Annotated in this window: 18 protein-coding genes; 8 read left to right on the forward strand and 10 right to left on the reverse strand. The window is 65.8% G+C overall.

Translation table 11 applies throughout. From position 1 onward, the window contains the following. Positions 1-10: 10 nt before the first annotated feature. Both AC1D75_RS17705 and zapE read right to left on the reverse strand, forming a co-directional pair. Positions 11-580 (reverse strand): YdeI/OmpD-associated family protein, encoded by a 570-nt coding sequence (locus AC1D75_RS17705; RefSeq protein ID WP_495516615.1) that lies wholly within the window; start codon positions 578-580, stop codon positions 11-13. A 50-nt stretch (positions 581-630) separates the two neighbouring features. Next, positions 631-1644: a cell division protein ZapE gene (zapE, locus tag AC1D75_RS17710; RefSeq protein WP_495516616.1), complete on the reverse strand. Its 1014-nt coding sequence runs from the start codon at positions 1642-1644 to the stop codon at positions 631-633. A gap of 34 nt (positions 1645-1678) precedes the next feature. On the opposite strand from zapE, the gene AC1D75_RS17715 reads away from it, so the two are divergent. Genes AC1D75_RS17715 through AC1D75_RS17725 form a run of 3 tightly spaced genes read left to right on the forward strand, consistent with a single transcriptional unit; the run spans position 1679 to position 5371 of the window. Then, the gene (locus AC1D75_RS17715) at positions 1679-2464 is read left to right on the forward strand and encodes a dihydrofolate reductase family protein (protein ID WP_495516617.1); all 786 of its coding nucleotides are present in this window, start codon (positions 1679-1681) and stop codon (positions 2462-2464) included. Positions 2465-2490: 26 nt separating this feature from the next. Beyond that, positions 2491-4068, forward strand: a complete 1578-nt coding sequence (locus tag AC1D75_RS17720) for an alpha/beta hydrolase (protein ID WP_495516618.1) — start codon at positions 2491-2493, stop codon at positions 4066-4068. A 55-nt stretch (positions 4069-4123) separates the two neighbouring features. After that, a complete protein-coding gene (locus AC1D75_RS17725) occupies positions 4124-5371 on the forward strand; it encodes a glycosyltransferase family 87 protein (RefSeq protein ID WP_495516922.1) in 1248 nt (415 codons plus the stop codon). A 130-nt stretch (positions 5372-5501) separates the two neighbouring features. Here the strand turns inward: AC1D75_RS17725 and hemQ are convergent, their stop codons facing one another. The 3 genes from hemQ to hemE form a co-directional block, all read right to left on the reverse strand. Continuing rightward, on the reverse strand, positions 5502-6197 hold the full coding sequence (hemQ, locus tag AC1D75_RS17730) for a hydrogen peroxide-dependent heme synthase (RefSeq protein ID WP_482139272.1): 696 nt from the start codon (positions 6195-6197) through the stop codon (positions 5502-5504). Between the two features lie 63 nt (positions 6198-6260). Beyond that, entirely contained in the window at positions 6261-7625 is a 1365-nt protein-coding gene (gene hemG / locus AC1D75_RS17735; protein WP_495516619.1) for a protoporphyrinogen oxidase, read from the reverse strand. Next, the gene (hemE, locus tag AC1D75_RS17740; protein WP_495516620.1) at positions 7622-8671 is read right to left on the reverse strand and encodes a uroporphyrinogen decarboxylase; all 1050 of its coding nucleotides are present in this window, start codon (positions 8669-8671) and stop codon (positions 7622-7624) included. The genes hemG and hemE overlap by 4 nt, the downstream gene beginning before the upstream one ends. 74 nt (positions 8672-8745) lie before the next feature. Between hemE and AC1D75_RS17745 the strand changes: the two genes are divergently transcribed. Further along, complete coding sequence (locus AC1D75_RS17745) at positions 8746-9339, forward strand: DUF3000 domain-containing protein (protein ID WP_495516621.1); 594 nt, start codon at positions 8746-8748, stop codon at positions 9337-9339. Continuing rightward, on the forward strand, positions 9336-10604 hold the full coding sequence (locus AC1D75_RS17750) for an HRDC domain-containing protein (RefSeq protein WP_495516622.1): 1269 nt from the start codon (positions 9336-9338) through the stop codon (positions 10602-10604). The genes AC1D75_RS17745 and AC1D75_RS17750 overlap by 4 nt, the downstream gene beginning before the upstream one ends. 71 nt (positions 10605-10675) lie before the next feature. Here the strand turns inward: AC1D75_RS17750 and dxs are convergent, their stop codons facing one another. The 3 genes from dxs to AC1D75_RS17765 all read right to left on the reverse strand — a co-directional run bounded on the left by dxs (position 10676) and on the right by AC1D75_RS17765 (position 16199). Continuing rightward, positions 10676-12601, reverse strand: coding sequence for a 1-deoxy-D-xylulose-5-phosphate synthase (dxs, locus tag AC1D75_RS17755; protein WP_495516623.1), 1926 nt, complete (start codon positions 12599-12601; stop codon positions 10676-10678). A gap of 125 nt (positions 12602-12726) precedes the next feature. Next, entirely contained in the window at positions 12727-14166 is a 1440-nt protein-coding gene (locus AC1D75_RS17760; protein ID WP_495516624.1) for a class I SAM-dependent RNA methyltransferase, read from the reverse strand. Then, positions 14166-16199 carry an APC family permease gene (locus tag AC1D75_RS17765; protein ID WP_495516625.1) on the reverse strand — a complete coding sequence of 678 codons (2034 nt, stop codon included), beginning with the start codon at positions 16197-16199 and terminating at the stop codon, positions 14166-14168. The genes AC1D75_RS17760 and AC1D75_RS17765 overlap by 1 nt, the downstream gene beginning before the upstream one ends. Positions 16200-16294: 95 nt before the next feature. On the opposite strand from AC1D75_RS17765, the gene AC1D75_RS17770 reads away from it, so the two are divergent. Beyond that, complete coding sequence (locus tag AC1D75_RS17770; protein ID WP_495516626.1) at positions 16295-16963, forward strand: potassium channel family protein; 669 nt, start codon at positions 16295-16297, stop codon at positions 16961-16963. Positions 16964-16997: 34 nt separating this feature from the next. Further along, positions 16998-17672, forward strand: coding sequence for a potassium channel family protein (locus tag AC1D75_RS17775; protein ID WP_495516627.1), 675 nt, complete (start codon positions 16998-17000; stop codon positions 17670-17672). Here the strand turns inward: AC1D75_RS17775 and AC1D75_RS17780 are convergent. Both AC1D75_RS17780 and AC1D75_RS17785 read right to left on the reverse strand, forming a co-directional pair. After that, positions 17644-18363 carry a DUF3159 domain-containing protein gene (locus AC1D75_RS17780; protein WP_495516628.1) on the reverse strand — a complete coding sequence of 240 codons (720 nt, stop codon included), beginning with the start codon at positions 18361-18363 and terminating at the stop codon, positions 17644-17646. The genes AC1D75_RS17775 and AC1D75_RS17780 overlap by 29 nt on opposite strands. Then, on the reverse strand, positions 18353-18724 hold the full coding sequence (locus AC1D75_RS17785; protein WP_495516629.1) for an OB-fold nucleic acid binding domain-containing protein: 372 nt from the start codon (positions 18722-18724) through the stop codon (positions 18353-18355). The genes AC1D75_RS17780 and AC1D75_RS17785 overlap by 11 nt, the downstream gene beginning before the upstream one ends. 131 nt (positions 18725-18855) lie before the next feature. Between AC1D75_RS17785 and AC1D75_RS17790 the strand changes: the two genes are divergently transcribed. Beyond that, entirely contained in the window at positions 18856-19584 is a 729-nt protein-coding gene (locus AC1D75_RS17790) for an alpha/beta hydrolase (RefSeq protein ID WP_495516630.1), read from the forward strand. Positions 19585-19587: the final 3 nt, after the last annotated feature.

Below are 19587 nucleotides of genomic sequence, written 5' to 3' on the forward strand. Positions count from 1 at the left end.
CGACTCCCGGTCAGGGCCGTTCGCCCCTGGCAGCTTTCTCCACGATCGAGGTGATGCGCTTACGCTTCGTCTCCGACCTCTTGGCCATGGCGATCTGCGTCAGCGCGAACTTCCGCACGCTGGGCGGGAATCCGTCCCAGTGACCGCGGGCCGCCGGATCGGCGTCGAGCGCAGATGCCAACTCCGCCGGTTCGATGAGCGCCTCGGCATCCTCGAGGAGGTTCCACAAGCCGGTGGCCTTGGCTTCGTCGATGACTGCCTGTCCGGGCGGCCGCATTCGGCCTTCCGCGATCAGATCGGCGACCCGCGCCCTGTTCGATGCCGCCCACGCGCTGCTGCGCCCTCTGCGGGTGAACCACAACCCGCGACGGTCGTCGTCGATGGATCGGGTGTGGCCGTCGATCCATCCCCAGCACAGTGCCTCTCGGACAGCCCCGTCGTAGTCGAGGGGCACGTTGCCGGATTCCTTGCGCCAGAACACAAGCCACACACCAGGTGACGTGTCGTGGTTGGCCGCGAGCCACCGGCTCCACTCCGCCAGATCGGTGGGGTGCACGTGTGGTGCCTGGGGATCAGCCATCTGACCAGCCTAATGCCGGGACGATCCGGCCGGGATCGGCTCGCTGCCGGCTATCTGGATTCGGCGAACCGCGAGAGCGCCAGCAGACGAGAGGTCGCCCGCAGGTACTTCTTGCGGTAACCACCGTTCAACATCTCTTCGGTGAAGATCTCATCGAGCTTCGACCCCGAGACCATCAACGGGATGCCTGCGTCGTACAGCCGGTCGGCGAGGACGACGATCCGCAATGCCACCGTTTGATCGGCGGCCGGGTGCACCCCGGAGACGCAGGCGACGCTGACGCCCTCGAGCAATGCCTTGTACTTCGACGGATGCAGTTTGGCCAGGTGCGCGCACAGTTCGTCGAAGTCGTCGAGGGTGGCGTTCGGGGTGTTCTCCGCCAGTTCCCGCAGCTCGGCATCCGTGGCCGGATCGGGCGCGGGCGGCAGATCACGATGGCGATAGTCGGGACCGTCGACGCGAATCGCCTCGAAGACCGCCGAGAGCTTCTTGATCTCCCGCAGGAAGTCCTGGGCTGCGAAGCGGCCCTCACCGAGCTGCCCCGGCAGGGTGTTCGACGTGGCGACGATCGAGACGCCCTTCGCCGAGAGTTCGGTCAGCAACCGCGACACCAACATCGTGTCGCCGGGATCGTCGAGTTCGAATTCGTCGATACACAGCACCGTGTGGTCCGAGAGCCGCTCGAGGGCGTTGACGAATCCGAGCGCACCCACCACGTGCGTCACCTCGACGAACGTCGCGAACGCCTTGGGCTCTGGCATCGCGTGATAGATCGAGGCCAGCAGGTGGGTCTTACCGACACCGAACCCACCGTCCAGGTAGAGCCCGAGTCCGGCCTGCGGCGCGGACTTGCGTCCGAACAGGCCTTTTTTGCCGCTCTTGACCTTCTTGGCACGTTCGACGAATGCGCGTGCAGCAGCAACCGCCTGAGCCTGGCTCGGCTCGTTGGGATCGGGTATGTAGGAGTCGAAACTGACCTCGTCGAACATCGACGGCGGAACCATCTCACCGATGAGGGCCTCGGGTGCGACCTGCGGCGTGCGGTCGCTCAGACGTGCTGGCATGTCGAGAGCCTAGTCAAGTGGTCAGAATGGTTCCGTGCACCCATTGACGAAAGCGACCCAGCTCACAGGAATCCGCGGCGCTGACCGCGCGGGTACCACGGGGGCGGACCTCGGGCCCGATGCTCTCGCGGACCTCTACGCTTATCCCCCGGTCCCGTCAGGCGGCGTGGTGATGCGCGCGAACATGATCGGTTCGATCGACGGTGCAGCGGTGGTCGACGGCCTCTCCGGTGGCCTCGGCGGCGATGGCGACCACCAGTTGTTCACGGTACTGCGCGCACTGGCCGACGTGGTGCTCGTCGGGGCGCGGACCGCAGTCGCGGAAGGTTATGGACCGGTGCAGGCCAACCCCGACCTGGCTGATCGTCGCGCCGGGTTGGGTCAATCCCCGACGGCGACACTGGCATTGGTGAGCAGCTCACTCAACATTCCCGCCGACAACCCACTCATCACCGACGCCGGCACCGAAATCCTCACCTGCCGCAACGCCCCCGACGACGCACGCGTACGCCTTCTCCAGGCCGGTGCCACGCTCGTCGATTGCGGCTCCGACAGTGTCGACATGGCCGCGGTCGCCGCACATCTGGCCGGAAGTGGCAGGCCGCGGGTTCTCTGCGAAGGGGGTCCATCGCTGCTCGGCACACTGCTCGACCAGGATCTGCTCGACGAGCTGTGCGTCACGGTCGCACCGCTGCTCACTGCCGGAGCCGCCAAGCACCTCACCGCAGGTGGCACCGCCGACCGCCGGATGCGACGGGCTCACGTCATCGCCGACGATCAGGACTACCTGTACGTGCGCTGGGTGCGCGATCCGCGATGACACAACAGGCCAGTACCCTCGCCATCATGCGACGCCCCACCGTGATCCGCCGCCGGCTACGACTGTGCGCGCTGGCCACGGCAGTGACGATCGGCACGCTCGCCGGTTGTTCCGCCGGTCCCGACCCCGGCCCCGATCTCGTGATCGAGCAGGACGGCAATGGCGGGCAGGCGCCGGAGACCACCCCGCCCCCACCTCCCCTGGCTGTGCCCGCATCGGATCTCAACTGGAGTGAATGCACCGATCAAACAGTCGACCGGTTCGGTGTCGCCTCGCTGCCCGCCGGCATCACCCTCGACTGCGCGAACTACACGAACACGGTCACACCCGGTGTCCAGAGCATGGATTCCGTCCTGGTGTCCGCGGTGCGGGCCCGATCATCGGCGACCCCGGCCGACGCGCCACCGCTGGTCCTGACCTCTGGCACCGATCTCGCCTCGGCCCGGGCCCTGGTGTCGCTGGCCTCCGGAGATGGCGCCGCCCTCCTGGCAGGCAACCCGGTGGTCGCCGTCGACCGTAGGGGCACCGGCGAGTCGCTCCCCCTCGATTGCATGACCAACCTCGAACGCAACACCCTGCTGAGCAACGGCTTCAGCGTGCCCGCCGACGACACCGCGGACCGCGAACGCCGTCTCGCCGCCGCCGCGACGTCCGCATCCGACGGCTGCACGGAGACGTTGAGCCCCCACCAGGTGCAATTCACCACGAACAACGCGGCTGCAGACCTCGAAGAGCTGCGCGTCCTGTGGGACGTCGAGCGCATCGGGATCATCGGGGTCGGTGACGGCGCCCGGGTGGCACTGGCGTACGCCGGTCTGTACACCGACCACGTCGCACGGTTGGTCCTCGACACCCCGGCCCCGTATGGCGCGAACGCCCAGAGCTCTGCCCAGCAGATCGCAGAAGGCACCACTGCCGCCCTGCGCACCTTCGCCGAACAGTGCCGGGCGGTGAGCTGTTCACTCGGCGCCGATCCCGCGGCCACGATCGCCGGACTTCTCGATCGGGCCCGTGCCGGTGAGGTCGGTGGGCTCTCCGACACCGACATCCTGCTCGCCCTGACCACCACCATCGCGCTGGCACCCGGTGACCGGCCCGACGTCATCGCGGCCACCTCCGACATGCTGAGCAAGGCCGACGACGGCACCCTCGGTCCATTGCGCGCGGCGATCGAGCAGGCCAGGGAACTGCGCGGCAGCGACGGTCAACTGCTCTCGCGCTGCAACGACACCACCGAACCCGTCGGCCAGAACCAGATCGCCGACCTCATCACCGAGTGGACTCAGCAGTACCCCCTGACCGGCGGCAATGCCGCGCTCGGTCTCCTGCGATGCAACGGATTCCCCTCCGGCGACGGCACGCCGTCCCTGAGCGAGCTGCCGGTGCCCGTCCTGGTGCTCCGGGGCGCAGGCGACCCGATCAACGGTCCCGTGGCAACGGACGGTGTCAACGGCGGTTTGGTGGGTGCCGGCGCCGACTTCTCCATGCTGACGTGGGAAGGGCTCGGTTACTCGGTGATCGCCCACTCCGACTGTGCAGGCGAGGCGGTCATGTCTTACGCCCGCTCCGGGGAGCCCCCGACGACGGGCGCATGTCCGGCCTGAGTCCCGTGTCGGCCACCGCGACCACCGGCGGCCGTAGTACGGTGCGGCAGTGCCGATGAATGACACCCGCGACGACGAACATGTGACGACCAGCCCTGCGACGATCCGTGATCGGCTGCTGTTTCCGCAGGTCGACATCGGCCGCATCGTGACGATGGTGCTGTGGCCCGTAGCCATCCTGATGGTGATCCAGCGGTCCTTGATCCTGGGTGTCAACGGCGACCGAACCGACGATTTCGCACCGGTGTACCGGGCCGCGCTGGCGTTCCTGCGCAACGAACCCGTCTACAACGGCAACTACAACACCGTCGATCCCCACTACCTGTATCCCCCGTCCGGCACCATGCTGATGGCGCCGCTGGGTTATCTCGACCCGGAAAAGGCCCGCTGGCTCTTCATCTTCGCCTCGGTGGTGGTCCTGGTCTTCTGCGCCTTCCTGATCACCCGGATGTTCGGGTATTCATGGCGCTCACCGGTCATGCCGGTGGTGCTGTTCGTGTTCTTCCTGTCCGAGAGCGTCGCGCACACGCTGATCTTCGTGAACTTCAATTCCTTTGTGCTGCTGGGTGAATTGTTGTTCATGACCTGGGCACTCAAACACAAAGACCTGTGGGCCGGTATCCCGCTGGGTATCACGATCGCGGTCAAACCGGTTCTGGCCGTGCTGCTCCTGTTGCCTCTGCTCAACCGACAGTGGAAGGTGTTCGTCGGCGCGATCGGAATGCCGATCCTGCTGACCGCGATGGCCTGGCCGCTGTCGGCCGATCCGATGGATTTCTTCACCCGCACGGCGCCGTATCTGTTCGAAGCCCGCGACTACTACAACAGTTCGATCGTCGGCAGCGGCGCCTACTTCGGTGTCGACACCTGGCTGGTCTGGCTGTTGCGTCTGGCCTTTGTGGCGATGGCGGCGTTCAGTCTCTGGTTCCTGTACCGCTACTACCGCAAAACCGACGAATTGCTGTGGATGGCAACCTCGTCCGGCGTTCTGCTGTGCACCTCGTGGCTGGTCGGTTCACTCGGCCAGGGCTACTACTCGATGCTCCTGTTCCCGCTGCTGATGACCGTGCTGCTGCGCGGCTCGGCCATCCGGAACTGGCCGGCCTGGCTGGGTATCTACGGCTGCTTCACCTTCGACGCCTACTACTCGATTCGGTGGGAAGCCTTCGGTCGGGCCATCGAATACAACAAGGTCACCTGGGGCTGGTCCCTGCTGATGATCGCGGTGTTCTGTTCGCTGCTCTTCCGGTACCTCGATCTTCGCAAGAGAGATCAACCGATCCAGGCAGAACAACTGGCCTGACGCCACTGGCACAAACCCGACACCACTGCCACAAACGATCCGGAAATACGAGGACGAGCCACATATTTGTGGCTCGTCCTCGTGCTTCTGGATCGTTTGCGTGTGCCGCTCGTTTACCTATGCCATCAGATCAGGGCAGGGAGGCGATCAGCTTGTCGACCTCGACCCGCGGCCCGGTGTAGAACGGTGTCTCCTCGCGAACGTGCATGCGGGCCTCGGTGGCCCGCAGATCGCGCATGAGGTCGACGATCCGGTGCAGTTCGGGTGCCTCGAAGGCCAGCAGCCACTCGTAGTCGCCCAGAGCGAACGACGAGACCGTGTTGGCGCGCACGTCCTTGTAGCCGCGGGCTTCCTTGCCGTGGTCGGCGAGCATCTTGCGGCGCTCCTCGTCGGGCAGCAGGTACCACTCGTACGACCGCACAAACGGGTACACACAGATGTACTTGCCCGCTTCCTCACCGGCGAGGAAGGCCGGGATGTGACTCTTGTTGAACTCGGCCGGACGATGCAGCGCCACGTTGCTCCAGACCGAGTTGCTGGCCTTGCCTAGGATCGTGGTGCGGCGGAAATCCGCGTAGGCGGCCTGGATCTGTTCGACCTCTTCCGAATGCCACCAGATCATGAAGTCGGCATCAGCCCGCAGGCCGGCGACGTCGTAGAGACCGCGGACCACGACGCCACGCTCTTCCAGCGAATCGAAGAACTTGGTGGCATCGGCAATCGCCTCGGTCCGGTCGTCACCCAGCTCTCCGGGGCGAACCGAAAAAACTGAGAACATCAGATAGCGGACAGTGGCATTGATTTCGGCATAATCCAGGCGGGTCATGGATTTCATACTGCCACCCACCGACAACGTCTCGGCAGCCCAGGGGCACCGATGCGCCGAAGGTCAGGCGGTCAGGTCGGCGACCAGTTGGCGCGCTGCGCGGTCTGCCCGGCCGACACAGGCCGGGACCCCCACCCCGTTGTAGCTGGCACCGGCCAGGGCCAGGCCACGCGGACGTCTGCGATCGAGCTCGGCGATCAGTTCGGCATGCCCGGTCCCGTAGCGCGGCAGCCCCGAAGGCCATCGCTGCACCACCGCATCGACCGGTTGCACAGGCCCGCTGCGACTACCCGAGATACCGATGACGGTGGACAGGTCGCGCCTGGCCCAGGCGATCAGCTGATCGTCATCGATGTCGGCGACGGACGCACCGAACCGGCCATAGGACGCGCGGACGAGGGCGCCGTTGCCCGCCAGATGCGGCCACTTCTGACTGCTGAAGGTGAACGCCTTGGCCCGCACCACGGTTTCATCGCTGGCCACCAGCACTCCGGACAACTCCGGCAGGATCACCTCCGGCCCCAACGCCAGTGCCACGACGGCGGATCCGGAGATGTCGATTCCCGACAGCGGCTTCGCGAGTTCGGGCTCGGAGTTCATCACCCGGGCTGCGGCGGGCGCGGTGAGCGCACAGACGACCCCGTCGTAGGCGACGCCGTCGACAAGCCAGCCGTCGTCGCCGCGCCGGATGTCGGTGACGATGGTCCCGGTGCGCAGCGTGGCCACGGACCGCTCGATGAGAACGTCGATGAGTTCGGAATATCCACCCGCCAGCGCACCGAAGATGGGTCCCTGCCCCGATGCGGCGCCGAGCAGGTCGGTGACCGCTGCGGTGAGACTGGAAACCCCGGCATCCAGCTTTGCGGCCAGCGCCGGCAGCACTGCACGCAGACCCAGATCGTCGGCCCGCGCCGAATAGACACCGGAGAGCATCGGATCGACACTGCGGTCGACCACCGAGCGGCCGAAACGCTGCGCGACCAATCCCCCGATGGAGACGTCCTGACCGGATGTCCACTCGAGCGGTCGAGTGGGTTCGTCGGTCATCAACGCCAGATCGGCGGGTTCGGCGAGATGCGCGACCACGGCCGGATCGGCGGGGATCCCCATCAGTGTTGGCCGCGCCATCGGCTCCAGGACCGCGCGGGCCAGGATCCGGGGACCGAGCGTGCCCGGATGCACCATCCGCGACGAGATACCGAGTTCGGCCAGCAGCGCCGGGACTTCCGGGCGACGAACCAGGAATGCTTCGGCGCCGACATCAAGCCGCACGCCGGCCAGGTCGACACCCTTGAGGGTGCCGCCGAGCCGGTCTGTGGCCTCGAAAAGGTCGATGGTGGCAGTCGGCCCGAGTAGCGCCCGCAGCCGATACGCAGCCGTCAAACCCGAGATACCGCCACCGATCACTGCCAGCCGCGATGGGGTCACAGCGAATGCACCAGCTCCACCACCCGCGTCAGCATGGTCGGGTCGGTGGTCGGCAGTACGCCGTGACCGAGGTTGAAGATGTGGCCCGCAGCACCGGCGGCCATCGCGGCGTCGGCTTCGGCGGCGATGCGACGGACGTGGGTTTCCACGACCTCCCACGGAGCGAACAGCAAGGCCGGATCGAGGTTGCCCTGCAGTGACTTGCCGGGTCCGACGCGACGCGCGGCCTCGTCGAGCGGGATCCGCCAGTCGACACCGACCACGTCGGCGCCCGCGGTACCCATGTCGTGGAGCAGTTCACCGGTGCCGACACCGAAGTGGATACGCGGTACGTCGTAGGACGCGAGTTCGGCGAACACCCGAGCCGAATGCGGCCTGGCGTAGGTGCGGTAATCGGCGACCGACAGGGCCCCGGCCCAGGAGTCGAACAGCTGGATGGCATCGACGCCCGCTTCGAGCTGCACCCGCAGGAACGCGATCGTGATGTCGGCGAGCTTGCCGACCAGTTCGTGCCACACCGCGGGCTCGGAGTACATGAGCGCTTTGGTGTTCTCGTAGTTGCGGCTCGGACCACCCTCGATCAGATACGACGCCAGGGTGAACGGTGCACCTGCGAAACCGATCAGCGCGGTGTCCCCGAGTTCTGCCTTGAGGAGCTTGACCGCTGACGAGACCGCACCAACGGCCTCCGGCCTCAGGATCGGCAGGGCCTGGACATCGGCGTGGGTGCGCACCGGATTGGCGATCACCGGACCGACACCGGAGACGATGTCGAGGTCGATGCCTGCGGCCTTGAGCGGAACAACGATGTCGGAGAACAGGATTGCGCCGTCGACGCCATGGCGGCGGACCGGCTGCATCGTAATCTCACAGACCAGCTCCGGATCGAAGCAGGCCTCGAGCATCCCGCGACCAGCGCGGATCTCCCGGTACTCTGGTAGCGAGCGCCCAGCTTGGCGCATGAACCAGACCGGACGGTGGCTGGGAACCTGTCCGCGGGCAGCCGCGACCAGCGGAGAGACAGTGCGAGCATCATGTTCAGACATCACCTCCACATGCTGCCATGTGCCTCTCGGCGCGCCTCCGCTGCGTCCGACCTGATCGGCCCTACGGTCGAGCAGTGACCACATCCGGAGCCTCGACCGAGCCTGCGGTCTTTCGCAGCGCAATCGAATCGATGCATGCGGCCAAGGTCCGGTCGGAGATCGAACTCGGCAGCATACGTCCACCACAACGACTTGCGCCTTACAGTTACGCCGTCGGCGCAGAGGTGACCCAGCCTGACGACGGCGACATCGCAACAGACTCCGACGGGACCGCATTCGGCCGGTTGATCCTTCTCTACGACCCCGACGGCCACGAGGCCTGGAACGGCACGATGCGCCTGGTGGCGTTCATCCAGGCCGAGATGGAGGCGGACCTTGCGACCGATCCACTCCTGCCAGAGGTTGCCTGGAGCTGGCTGACCGAAGCGCTCGAGAACTCGGACCGCGTGGACGTGACCGCCCTTGGCGGCACCGTGACGTCTACGACCTCGGTTCGCTATGGCGACATCGCTGGACCCCCACGCGCGCATCAGCTGGAACTGCGGGCATCGTGGACGGCCACCAACGACGACCTCAGCGGTCATGTCGAAGCCTTCTGCAACGTCCTCTCACTTGCCGCCGGACTCCCGCCGACCGGCGTGACACGTCTCGGGTTCGCTGAAGCGTGACCGATTCCGACACACCGGAGCCTGGGGCAGAACCCGCCCGGCCGCCGGCCATCCCGCTGACTGCACCGGCCGACGGTGTTCCACCGGTTCTGACCACACCGCAGGAGTTCGCCGACGCCGCACGGCGGCTTGCCGACGGAACCGGCCCGATCGCCCTCGACACAGAACGCGCATCGGGTTTTCGCTACTCCGGACGCGCCTACCTGATCCAGATCCGGCGCAACGGCAGCGGGACGATGCTGATCGACCCGATCGAGCACCCCGAGGCACTCGGTCCGGTGGCCGACGTCCTCGACGGTCCGGAGTGGATCCTGCACGCCGCCGACCAGGACCTCCCGTGCCTACGCGAGTTGAACTTCCGGTGCGCGGCGCTCTACGACACCGAACTGGCCGGGCGGCTCGCCGGAATCCCCAGGGTCAACCTGGCCGCCATGGTCGAGCACTTCCTCGGTCTCGGGCTGGTCAAGGGCCACGGCGCCGCCGATTGGTCCCGCCGCCCGTTGCCGGACGAGTGGCTGAACTATGCGGCGCTCGATGTCGAGGTTCTGATCGAGTTGCGAGACGCAGTGCAGGAAGCCCTGGTCGAAGCAGGTAAAGACACTTGGGCCGCACAAGAATTCGAGGCGATCCTGGCTCGGCCCGATCCCGTACCCCGTCCTGATCGTTGGCGCCGGGTCTCGAAGATCCACACCATCAAGTCACCGCGGACCCTGGCCGCGGTGCAGCAGTTGTGGAACACGCGGGAAGATCTGGCCCGTCGACGCGATATCGCGCCGGGTCGTATCCTTCCGGATTCCGCGATCGTGGCCGCCGCGGTCGCAGACCCGAAAACCCTGGACGAACTGTACAAACTGCCGGTATTCGGTGGTCCTCGCCAACGCCGACTTGCCGGTCGCTGGATGGACGCGCTCGAGACCGCGCGCACCCTTCCCGACAGCGAACTCCCCTCACGTCGGCCGCCGACCACCGGTTTGCCGCCTGTCAATCGGTGGGAAGGTAAAGAACCAGCGGCCGCGGCGCGCTATACCGCCGTCCGGGCCGGGTTGACCGAGCTCGCCGAACGCGTCGATGTTCCGGTGGAGAACCTGTTGCTCCCCGAACTCGTCCGCCAATTGTGCTGGGAGGGTATCGCTTCGCCGTCGACGGACGCAGTGGCAGAGCGACTGACCGCGGGCGGCGCCCGCCCCTGGCAGGTCGAACTGACCGCACCCGTGATCGCCGAAGCGCTGACCGCTCCTCCCGCGACTGCCCCACCCGCCGAATAGATTCGCTCCACTTACGCACAAACGCCCCGGTTGCAACCGGGGCGTATGCGAGGAAGTGGAGCGAATCTCCGTCAGCTGATGTCGTTGAGATCTTGCTCGTCGGCACTCGACAGCGGCGCCTGCATACTCGAGACCATGGCGGTGATCGCGCGGGCCACATCCTGCGCGGTCAGGCCGAGTTCGTCGAGCAACTCACCCCGGGAAGCCTGGGTGAGGAACCTCTGCGCGATACCCACGTCCCGCACCGGCGTCGAAATGTTCTCGGCCCGAAGCTTTTCCGACACCGACGAACCGACACCGCCGTGGACGCCACCGTCCTCGACCGTCACCACCAGTCGATGTGCCTGTGCCAGTTCGACAATCGACTCGGGCACCGGGAGCACCCAGCGAGGATCGACCACGGTGGTACCGATCCCCTGCTGCGATAGCCGGGCCGCGGTGTCCAGTGCCAGTGACGCGAACGGGCCGACCGCGACGATCAACACGTCAGCGCTTTCACCGCGCGCGGGCCGGTACAACACATCTGTGCCGTCAGCCAGGCGTTCCACGGCGCGGATATCCTCCGGGACTGCACCTTTCGGGAATCGCAGCGCGGTGGGTCCGTCGTTTGTCTCCAGCGCTTCGGCCAACTCTTCACGCAGCCGCGCCGAGTCGCGGGGCGCAGCCACACGCATACCCGGCACGATCGACATCAGCGACAGATCCCACATGCCGTTGTGGCTCGGACCGTCGGGGCCGGTGACCCCGGCCCGGTCGAGCACCAGCGTCACCGGCTGCTTCAACAGGGCGACGTCCATGAGCAATTGATCGAAGGCCCGGTTCAGGAATGTCGAATAGATCGCCACCACGGGATGCAGACCACCGAGGGCGAGGCCGGCGGCCGAGGTCAGCGCATGCTGCTCGGCGATACCGACGTCGAACATCCGATCCGGGAAACGGTCACCGAAGGCCGAGAGTCCGGTCGGTCCGGGCATCGCCGCAGTGATCGCCACGACGTCCTCGCGATTGCTGCCCGCCTCGATCAGCGCCGCGGAGAAGACCGAGGTCCAGTCCGGCGCGGAGACACTGGTGGACTTGCCGGTTTCGGGATTGATGATGCCGGTCGCGTGCATCCGGTCGGCGACATGGTTCTCGGCGTGGTGATAGCCCATGCCCTTACTGGTGACGGTGTGCACGATCACCGAACCGCCGAACGACTTGGCTTGTCGGAGCGCGTTTTCCAGCGCTTCCTGATCGTGTCCGTCGACCGGTCCGACGTATTTGATGCCCAGATCGGTGAACATCGCCTGCGGCGCCAGTGCATCTTTGATGCCGGTTTTGAGGCCGTGGAGCGCGGCGTAGGCGATCTGACCGAGCAACGGCAATTTCAGCACTGCCCGCCGGCTCTCGTCGAGGACACGCTCGTAACCGGGCTGCAGGCGCAGACCGGACAGGTGCCGCGCGAAACCACCGATGGTCGGCGCGTAGGAGCGGCCGTTGTCGTTGACCACGATGACAACCGGGCGATCGCCTGCCGCGATGTTGTTGAGGGCCTCCCAGCACATACCGCCGGTGAGTGCGCCGTCGCCGACGACGGCCACCACGTGCCGTTCCTGCTTCGTGAGAGTGAAGGCTTTGGCGAGTCCGTCCGCATAGGACAACGCCGCGGACGCGTGCGACGACTCGATCCAGTCGTGTTCACTCTCAGCACGTTCCTGGTAACCGGTCAGCCCACCGCGCTGGCGAAGGCTGTCGAAGCGGTCTTTGCGGCCGGTGACGATCTTGTGGACATAGCTCTGGTGTCCGGTGTCGAAGAGCACAGCATCGTTCGGTGAGTCGAAGACCCGGTGAATTGCCAGTGTCGTCTCCACCACACCGAGGTTCGGTCCGAGGTGACCGCCCGTGGCAGAGACCTTCGCGATCAGGAACTCACGGATCTCGCCGGCCAGATCCTGCATCTGCGCAACGGTCAGTTCGCGCAGGTCGGCGGGCGAATCAACCGAATCCAGCACGCTCATTCAACATCCTCTCAACGATCTATCTCGCGGCGAAAGACGTGCTTCGCCACCGGTGCCATCGGGCTGCGACGACGTGTGGTCTCCCACTCTACGGATTCTTCGAGACCGTGAGCGGTAGGGATTGGTTACGCGCTCGCCCGGATTGCGGGGCGCAGCAACGCCACCGCTTCCATGTGGTGGGTCAGCGGAAACGCGTCGAAACCGAGCAGCGTATCGACCTCGTAACCACCGCGGCGGTAGTCGCTGAGGTCACGGGCGAATGTCGCCGGATCGCAGCCGACCGCAATGACCGCTGCGGGCCCGGCCGCAGTGATCCGTTCGACGACCTCGCGGCCGGCACCAGAGCGTGGCGGGTCGACGATGACCACGTCGGGCGAGGGCAGGTCGGTGACCGTTGTCAGGACACTGCCCCGATGAACCTTGACGCGATGGTCGTCGGCGAAGGTGAGGTCGGCGGCGGCGGTCGCGCCGCGGTCAGCCTCGACGATGTGGACGCGGGCCGTACCCCAGGACTCGTCGTTCTCGTCCAGGACAGCCCCGGCCAGCACTCCGGCCCCGCCGTACAGATCCCATGCCACCACCGAGCGCGGCAACCCGGCCGACTTCAGCAGGCTTCGCACGGTGGCGCTGTAGCCGGACGCCGCAAACCGATGGGCCTGCCAGAATCCGGTCACGGGCAGCTCCCAGGTGCGTCCACCGACGGTGCGACGCACGGTCGGCTCGCCCGCGAGCAGCACCTCACGGCGCGCGGTCGATCGTTGCGCCCGCTGCTGCTGTGTCCGTCGTCGGCCCGACTGCGGCCGTTTGCCGCGTCCACCGCGGTGCGGTTCGTTCGCTGCCGCGATGTGGACCACGTGGCGGCCACCGTCGTCGCCGACGGTCAGCATCAGTTCGGAACCGGGCTCGAGTTCGCCGAACTCGTCGAGGCCCTCGACCATCCCGACAACCGGCTGCGCGCAATCCAGACGCGGGATCACCGAATGGGATTGGTATCCGCGCACTCCGGGACGTCCCTGGGCATCGATGAAGAGGCGTTCACGCACGCGCCAATGAGTTTCGGGTGCCACGGTGGCGGCGGGGTCGAGCGAGACCACCTCGCCGTTCCACTCGATGCCTGCCATCCGGCCAAGCAGTTCGGACAAAACCTGTGATTTCAGTTCGCGGGCATACGCACCCGTGGTGTGCGAGAGGTCACAGCAGCCCGCACCGGCACCACCGGCAGATACCGGGGCACCGACCTGGCAGACCGCGTCGATGCGGTGCGGTGAGGCCTGCAGGATCTCGCGGATCTCTGCACGGCAGAAACCCTTGCCGCGATCCTCGGTGACCACCACCCGCAGTGTTTCGCCCGGCAATGCGTGGCGGATGAACACCACTCGGCCATCGCGGCGGCCGACCCCGATACCGCCGTGACCGAAGCGGTCGACGGTGATCTCGAATTCGGTTCCCAGCCAACCGTTGCCGGTTCCCTTGGATTCTTGTTTTGGCCCGTCGAGGTCCTTGTCGGGCCCATCAATTTTTCTGTCGGGCCCATCGAGTTCTTTGTCGGGCACTGAGCCGGTCACTACAAACCTGTTTTCTCTGTTGGTGTCGGACCGGCAGGGGGCGAGCCGACACCGCGACGGGTGTCGCCTGGTGCGATGTACGTGCGGTCACGCTTTCGCCGATCCGAGGAGCTGAGCTGCCATGGTACCGACGTCACCATCACACCCGGTTCGAAGAGCAGGCGGCCCTTGAGCCGTAGCGCGGACTGGTTGTGCAGGATCTGCTCCCACCAGTGACCAACCACATACTCGGGGATGAAGACGGTCACCACGTCCCGCGGCGACTCGCGCCGTAGCCGCCGGACGTACTCGATGACCGGACGGGTCACCTCGCGATACGGCGAGGCGATCACCTTGAGCGGAACGGTGATGTCACTGTCTTCCCACTGCGCCACCAGCTTTCGGGTGTCCCGTTCGTCCACGTTCACGGTGATGGCCTCGAGGGTGTCCGGACGCGTGGCGCGGGCGAATGCCAGCGCCCGCCGGGTCGGCAGGTGCAGCGTCGAGACCAGCACGATCGAGTGGGTCCGGCTCGGCAGCACGGCCTCGTAGTCGGAATTGTCCAGCTCGGCCTGCACCGATGCGTAATGCCGGTGGATTAGTTTCATCAGGCCGAAGATCGCGACCATCGCCAGGATCGCAATCCAGGCTCCGGCAAGGAACTTGGTGACGAGCACGATGATCAGAACCGACCCGGTCATCACCAGTCCGATGCCGTTGATGATTCGCGAACGGATCATCCGGGCCCGGGCCCGGGGATCACCTTCGGTTTTGAGGTGCCGGGTCCAGTGCCGCACCATTCCGATCTGACTGAGGGTGAACGACACGAATACACCGACGATGTAAAGCTGGATGAGCGCCGTCACCTCGGCACCGAAAGCGACGATGAACGCGATGGCGGCGACGGCCAGGAACAGGATGCCGTTGGAGAAGGCCAGCCGATCGCCGCGGGTGTGAAGCTGCCGCGGCAGGTAACGATCCTGCGCGAGCACCGATCCGAGGACCGGGAACCCGTTGAAGGCGGTGTTCGCGGCCAGCACCAGGATCAGTGCGGTGACCACGGTCACGAAGTAGAACCCCGGGTTGAATCCGCCGAACACCGCATGTGCCAGTTGCGCGATGAGTGATTTCTGTTCGTAGTCCGCCGGTGCGCCGATCAGATCCTTGGCCGGATCGGAGACGTACTTCACACCGATTTCCTTGGCCAGCAGGATGATCCCCATCAGCAGGACGATCGAGATGGTTCCCAACAGCAGCAGCGTCGTTGCCGCGTTGCGCGACTTGGGCTTCTGGAAGGCCGGCACGCCGTTGGAGATGGCCTCGACCCCGGTCAACGCGGCACAACCGGACGAAAAGGCGCGTGCGACAAGGAAGACAAAGGCGATTCCGACGAGGTGGTTCTCTTCGGCGACGATCTCGTAGCCCGCAGTTTCGGACTCGATGTTGTCACCGAACACGAAAACGCGCAGGAAACCCCAGATCAGCATCACCACCATGCCGACGATGAAGGCATAGGTGGGAATCGAGAACGCGGTACCCGATTCTCGTAGCCCGCGCAGGTTGATCGACGTCAACAGGATGATCGCGACCACGCAGAACCAAACCTTGTGTTCCTGCACGAAAGGTACCGCCGAACCGATGTTCTCCGCGGCCGAGGCGATCGAGACCGCAACGGTCAGCACATAATCGACCAGCAGTGCGCTACCGACGGTCAGGCCTGCGGTGGGTCCGAGATTGGTGGTGGCCACCTCGTAGTCGCCACCGCCCGACGGATAGGCGTGCACGTTCTGCCGATAGCTCGCGACGACCACCGCCATCACCAGCGCGACCGCCAGTCCGATCCACGGGGTGTAGGTATAGGCCGACAGCCCGGCAACCGAGAGCACAAGGAAGATCTCTTGCGGCGCATAGGCAACCGACGACATCGCGTCTGAGGCAAACACCGGCAACGCGATCCGCTTGGGCAGCAGCGTATGACCGAGCTTGTCGCTGCGGAATGGACGCCCGAGCAACAACCGCTTCGCCGCCGTTGAGGCCTTGGACACCGTGGACACCAGGCAACAATAGGGCCTGCGGTCGCGTAAGGCCACGCCGGTCGCGGTACCGTTCCGGAGAGCATCTGCTCGGGTGAGATCAATGAGGAGTCGGCATGCGTGTTGTGGTGATGGGATGCGGTCGCGTCGGGGCGTCCCTTGCCGGCCAGTTACAGGATGCCGGGCACGAGGTCGCGATCATCGACCGAGATCAAACGGCATTTCGGCGCCTGCCCGAGGGGTTTGCGGGCACCACCGTCAAAGGTGTCGGTTTTGATCAGGAAGTCCTTCGGCGAGCCGGTATCGAAGGTGCGGACGCCTTCGCCGCGGTGTCGTCGGGAGACAATTCCAACATCATCGCCGCGCGCGTCGCGCGCGAAACATTCAGCGTGCCCAAGGTGGTCGCCCGGATATACGACGCCAAACGAGCGGCCGTCTACGAACGTCTCGGTATCCCGACCGTCGCCACCGTTCCCTGGACAACGGATCGCTTCATGTCGGCTCTCGGCAGCGCCGACAACGGCGACGTCGCCTGGACCGAACCTTCCGGCCAGGTCGCGCTCGTCCAGCTGAACATCCACGAGTCATGGGTGGGTACCTCGTTCACGCTGTTCCAGGAACAGACCGGTTCGCGGATCAGCTTCGTCAACCGACTCGGCAAGCCGCTGTTGCCCGGTCCCAAATCCGTTCTGCAACAAAACGATCAGGTCTTCGTTGCAGCGTTGATCGACAATCTCGACAAAGTCCGCGCAGTGGCGGGCACCCTCGCCCCAGAAACCGACTGACCCGAAGCCCCTCCCGCAGACCGAAGGAAGAAACATGAAGGTCGCGATAGCCGGCGCAGGCGCTGTCGGGCGATCGATCGCCCGTGAGCTGCTCGCCAACTCGCACGAGGTGCTGCTCCTCGAACGCAACCCCGATCACATCGACGAAGAAGCCGTGCGCGGTGCCCGCTGGGTCGGCGGTGATGCCTGCGAACTCGACAACCTCGAACGGGTCGAGCTCCACAAGTTCGACGTCGTCATCGCCGCGACCGGTGACGACAAGGCGAATCTGGTGGTGAGCCTGCTCGCCAAAACCGAGTTCGCGGTCCAACGGGTTGTCGCCAGGGTGAACGATCCCCGCAACGAGTGGCTGTTCGACGAGGACTGGGGTGTCGACGTGGCGGTGTCCACCCCGCGGATGCTCGCCTCGCTCGTCGAAGAGGCGGTCTCGGTTGGCGACCTCGTACGGCTGATGACCTTCCGGCAGGGTCAGGCCAATCTGGTGGAGATGACCCTGCCCGACAACACGTCGTTGGCGGGCAAGGCGGTCCGCAAACTCAACCTGCCGCGCGATGCCGCACTCGTCACCATCCTGCGCGGCGGCCGGGTGATCGTTCCGCAACCCGACGACGCCGTCGAAGGCGGCGACGAACTGGTCTTCATCGTGCCGGCAGAAGCAGAAGGTGAGCTCCGAGCCGCCATCATCGAGCCGGCGGCGCCTGCTCGCTAGTCTCGCCGGGGCCGTCGGCTTCCGGCGGTGCCGCTGCCTCTTCTTCTTTGTCGTCGTTCTTCTGGGCCCAGCGAACCAGGAGCACCGTGGCAAGGGCGGCGGCAGCGGTCAACGGCCAGCCCATCGCGATGCGCGCCACGGCCAGGCCGCCGGTCTGATCATTGTCGTAAAGGAATGACTGCACCAGGTAGCGGACACCGAACAGTGCCGCCCACACCGCCGTGGCGATGTCGTAGGCCAGCAGGGTCCGGCGATGGCTGCGCCAGTGAGTCCCGTTGCCGTTCACCCCGTTCCAGATGACCCCGACCAGGGGCCACCGGACCAGGATCGACACTGCGAACACCCCGGCGTACAGCAGTGTCGTCCAGATTCCGAAGAGGAAGAAGCCCTTGGCGTCGCCGGTTCGGTGGGCGATGAACGCGCACACCGCAACTCCGATGACACCGGAGATTGCCGGTTGGATGGGCTCGCGCCGGACCAACCGGAGAACGAAGATCACCAAGGCGACGGCAAGTGCCGCATAGATTGCGACTGTCAGATTCCACAGTGAGTTGGCCGGGACGAACGCCACGATCGGCAACGACGAGTAGATGAGTCCGGAGACCCCACCCATCTGTTCGAGAACGGTCTGGGCAGGCGGTTCGTCGACCTCTGCCGATCCTTCCCGATGCCGGCCGGGCTCAGCTGTCACCGAGCAACTCGTAATCGGGGTTGAACATGACCTTGCGGCCGTCGTGCTCGCCCATCCGGCCCCGGACGATCATCTTGCGTCCCGGCTCGATACCCGGGATGCGATTGCGACCGATGAACTTGAGGGTGACCACGTCGGTACCGTCGAAGAACTCTGCGGCGACACCTGATTTCACCGTCTTCGCGCAGGTCTGCACGGATCGTAATTCGCCCTGCATGGTGACTTCGTCACCGGCTGAACAATCACAGGCGCGCTGGGCACCGTTCTGCTGGGACTGCTCGGAGATCGTCTCGGCGTCGAGCTGCTCGAGGTCTTCGGTAAGTCTGCGCGTGAGGCGTTTGAGATATCCGCCTGCGGTCATGGCGCTACGCACCCTTTCACCAGTTCAATTGTGCCGCCACATCACAGATGTACGTGGTCGGCGGGGCTATTGCTCTCGCCAGGGTAGACCCCGGAAGTGCCGACTTCCACTCGCCGCGGCAAGATCATCACATGCCGCTCACACCTGTGTCGCAGACCACTGCCGCAAACCGAGATCTGGTGATCGTGGCGCTGCCCGGAACAGGTTCTGACGGCGATTTCGCCGGTCGCGCGTTTGCCGACGAGACCATCCCCGTGATCGCCGTCGACCCCACGGACAACGGTCTGATCAATAGTTATGTGCAGGTTCTCGATCGGGCCGCAGCCGCAGGTCACCAGGTCCTCGCCGCCGGTGTATCCATCGGCGCCTGCGTGGCAGTGCAATGGGCGCTGCACAATCCGACCCACTGCGCGGGCGTGCTGGCGGCGCTGCCACCGTGGCTCGGAGATCCGGCGACCGCACCGGCCGCACACAGTGCACTGCTGACGCTTGATCAGCTCGCCCGAACCGGTCTCGACGCCACCATCGATCAGATGACGGCGACCACCCCGGGCTGGCTGGCCACCGAACTCGCGCGGTCGTGGCGGGCCACCGCGCCGGTCCTGGATGAGATGCTCGGTGAGGCGGCCGGCTACCACGCACCGACCGCCGCAGACATCGCCGGGCTGGCGGTGCCGCTGTCGATCACCGCGACCATCGATGACCCGGTCCACCCGTTTGAGGTGGCACAGGTGTGGCGCGATGCGGCTCCGCGAGCGGTTCTGCAGACGATCACCCTCAACGATCTGGGCGCAGATCCCGCCGTGCTGGGCAGGCGATGCCTGGCCGGCTGGCGCCAACTGACGTTTGACGTTTGGTGAGCG

Source organism: Williamsia sp. Y712, from assembly GCF_059445525.1.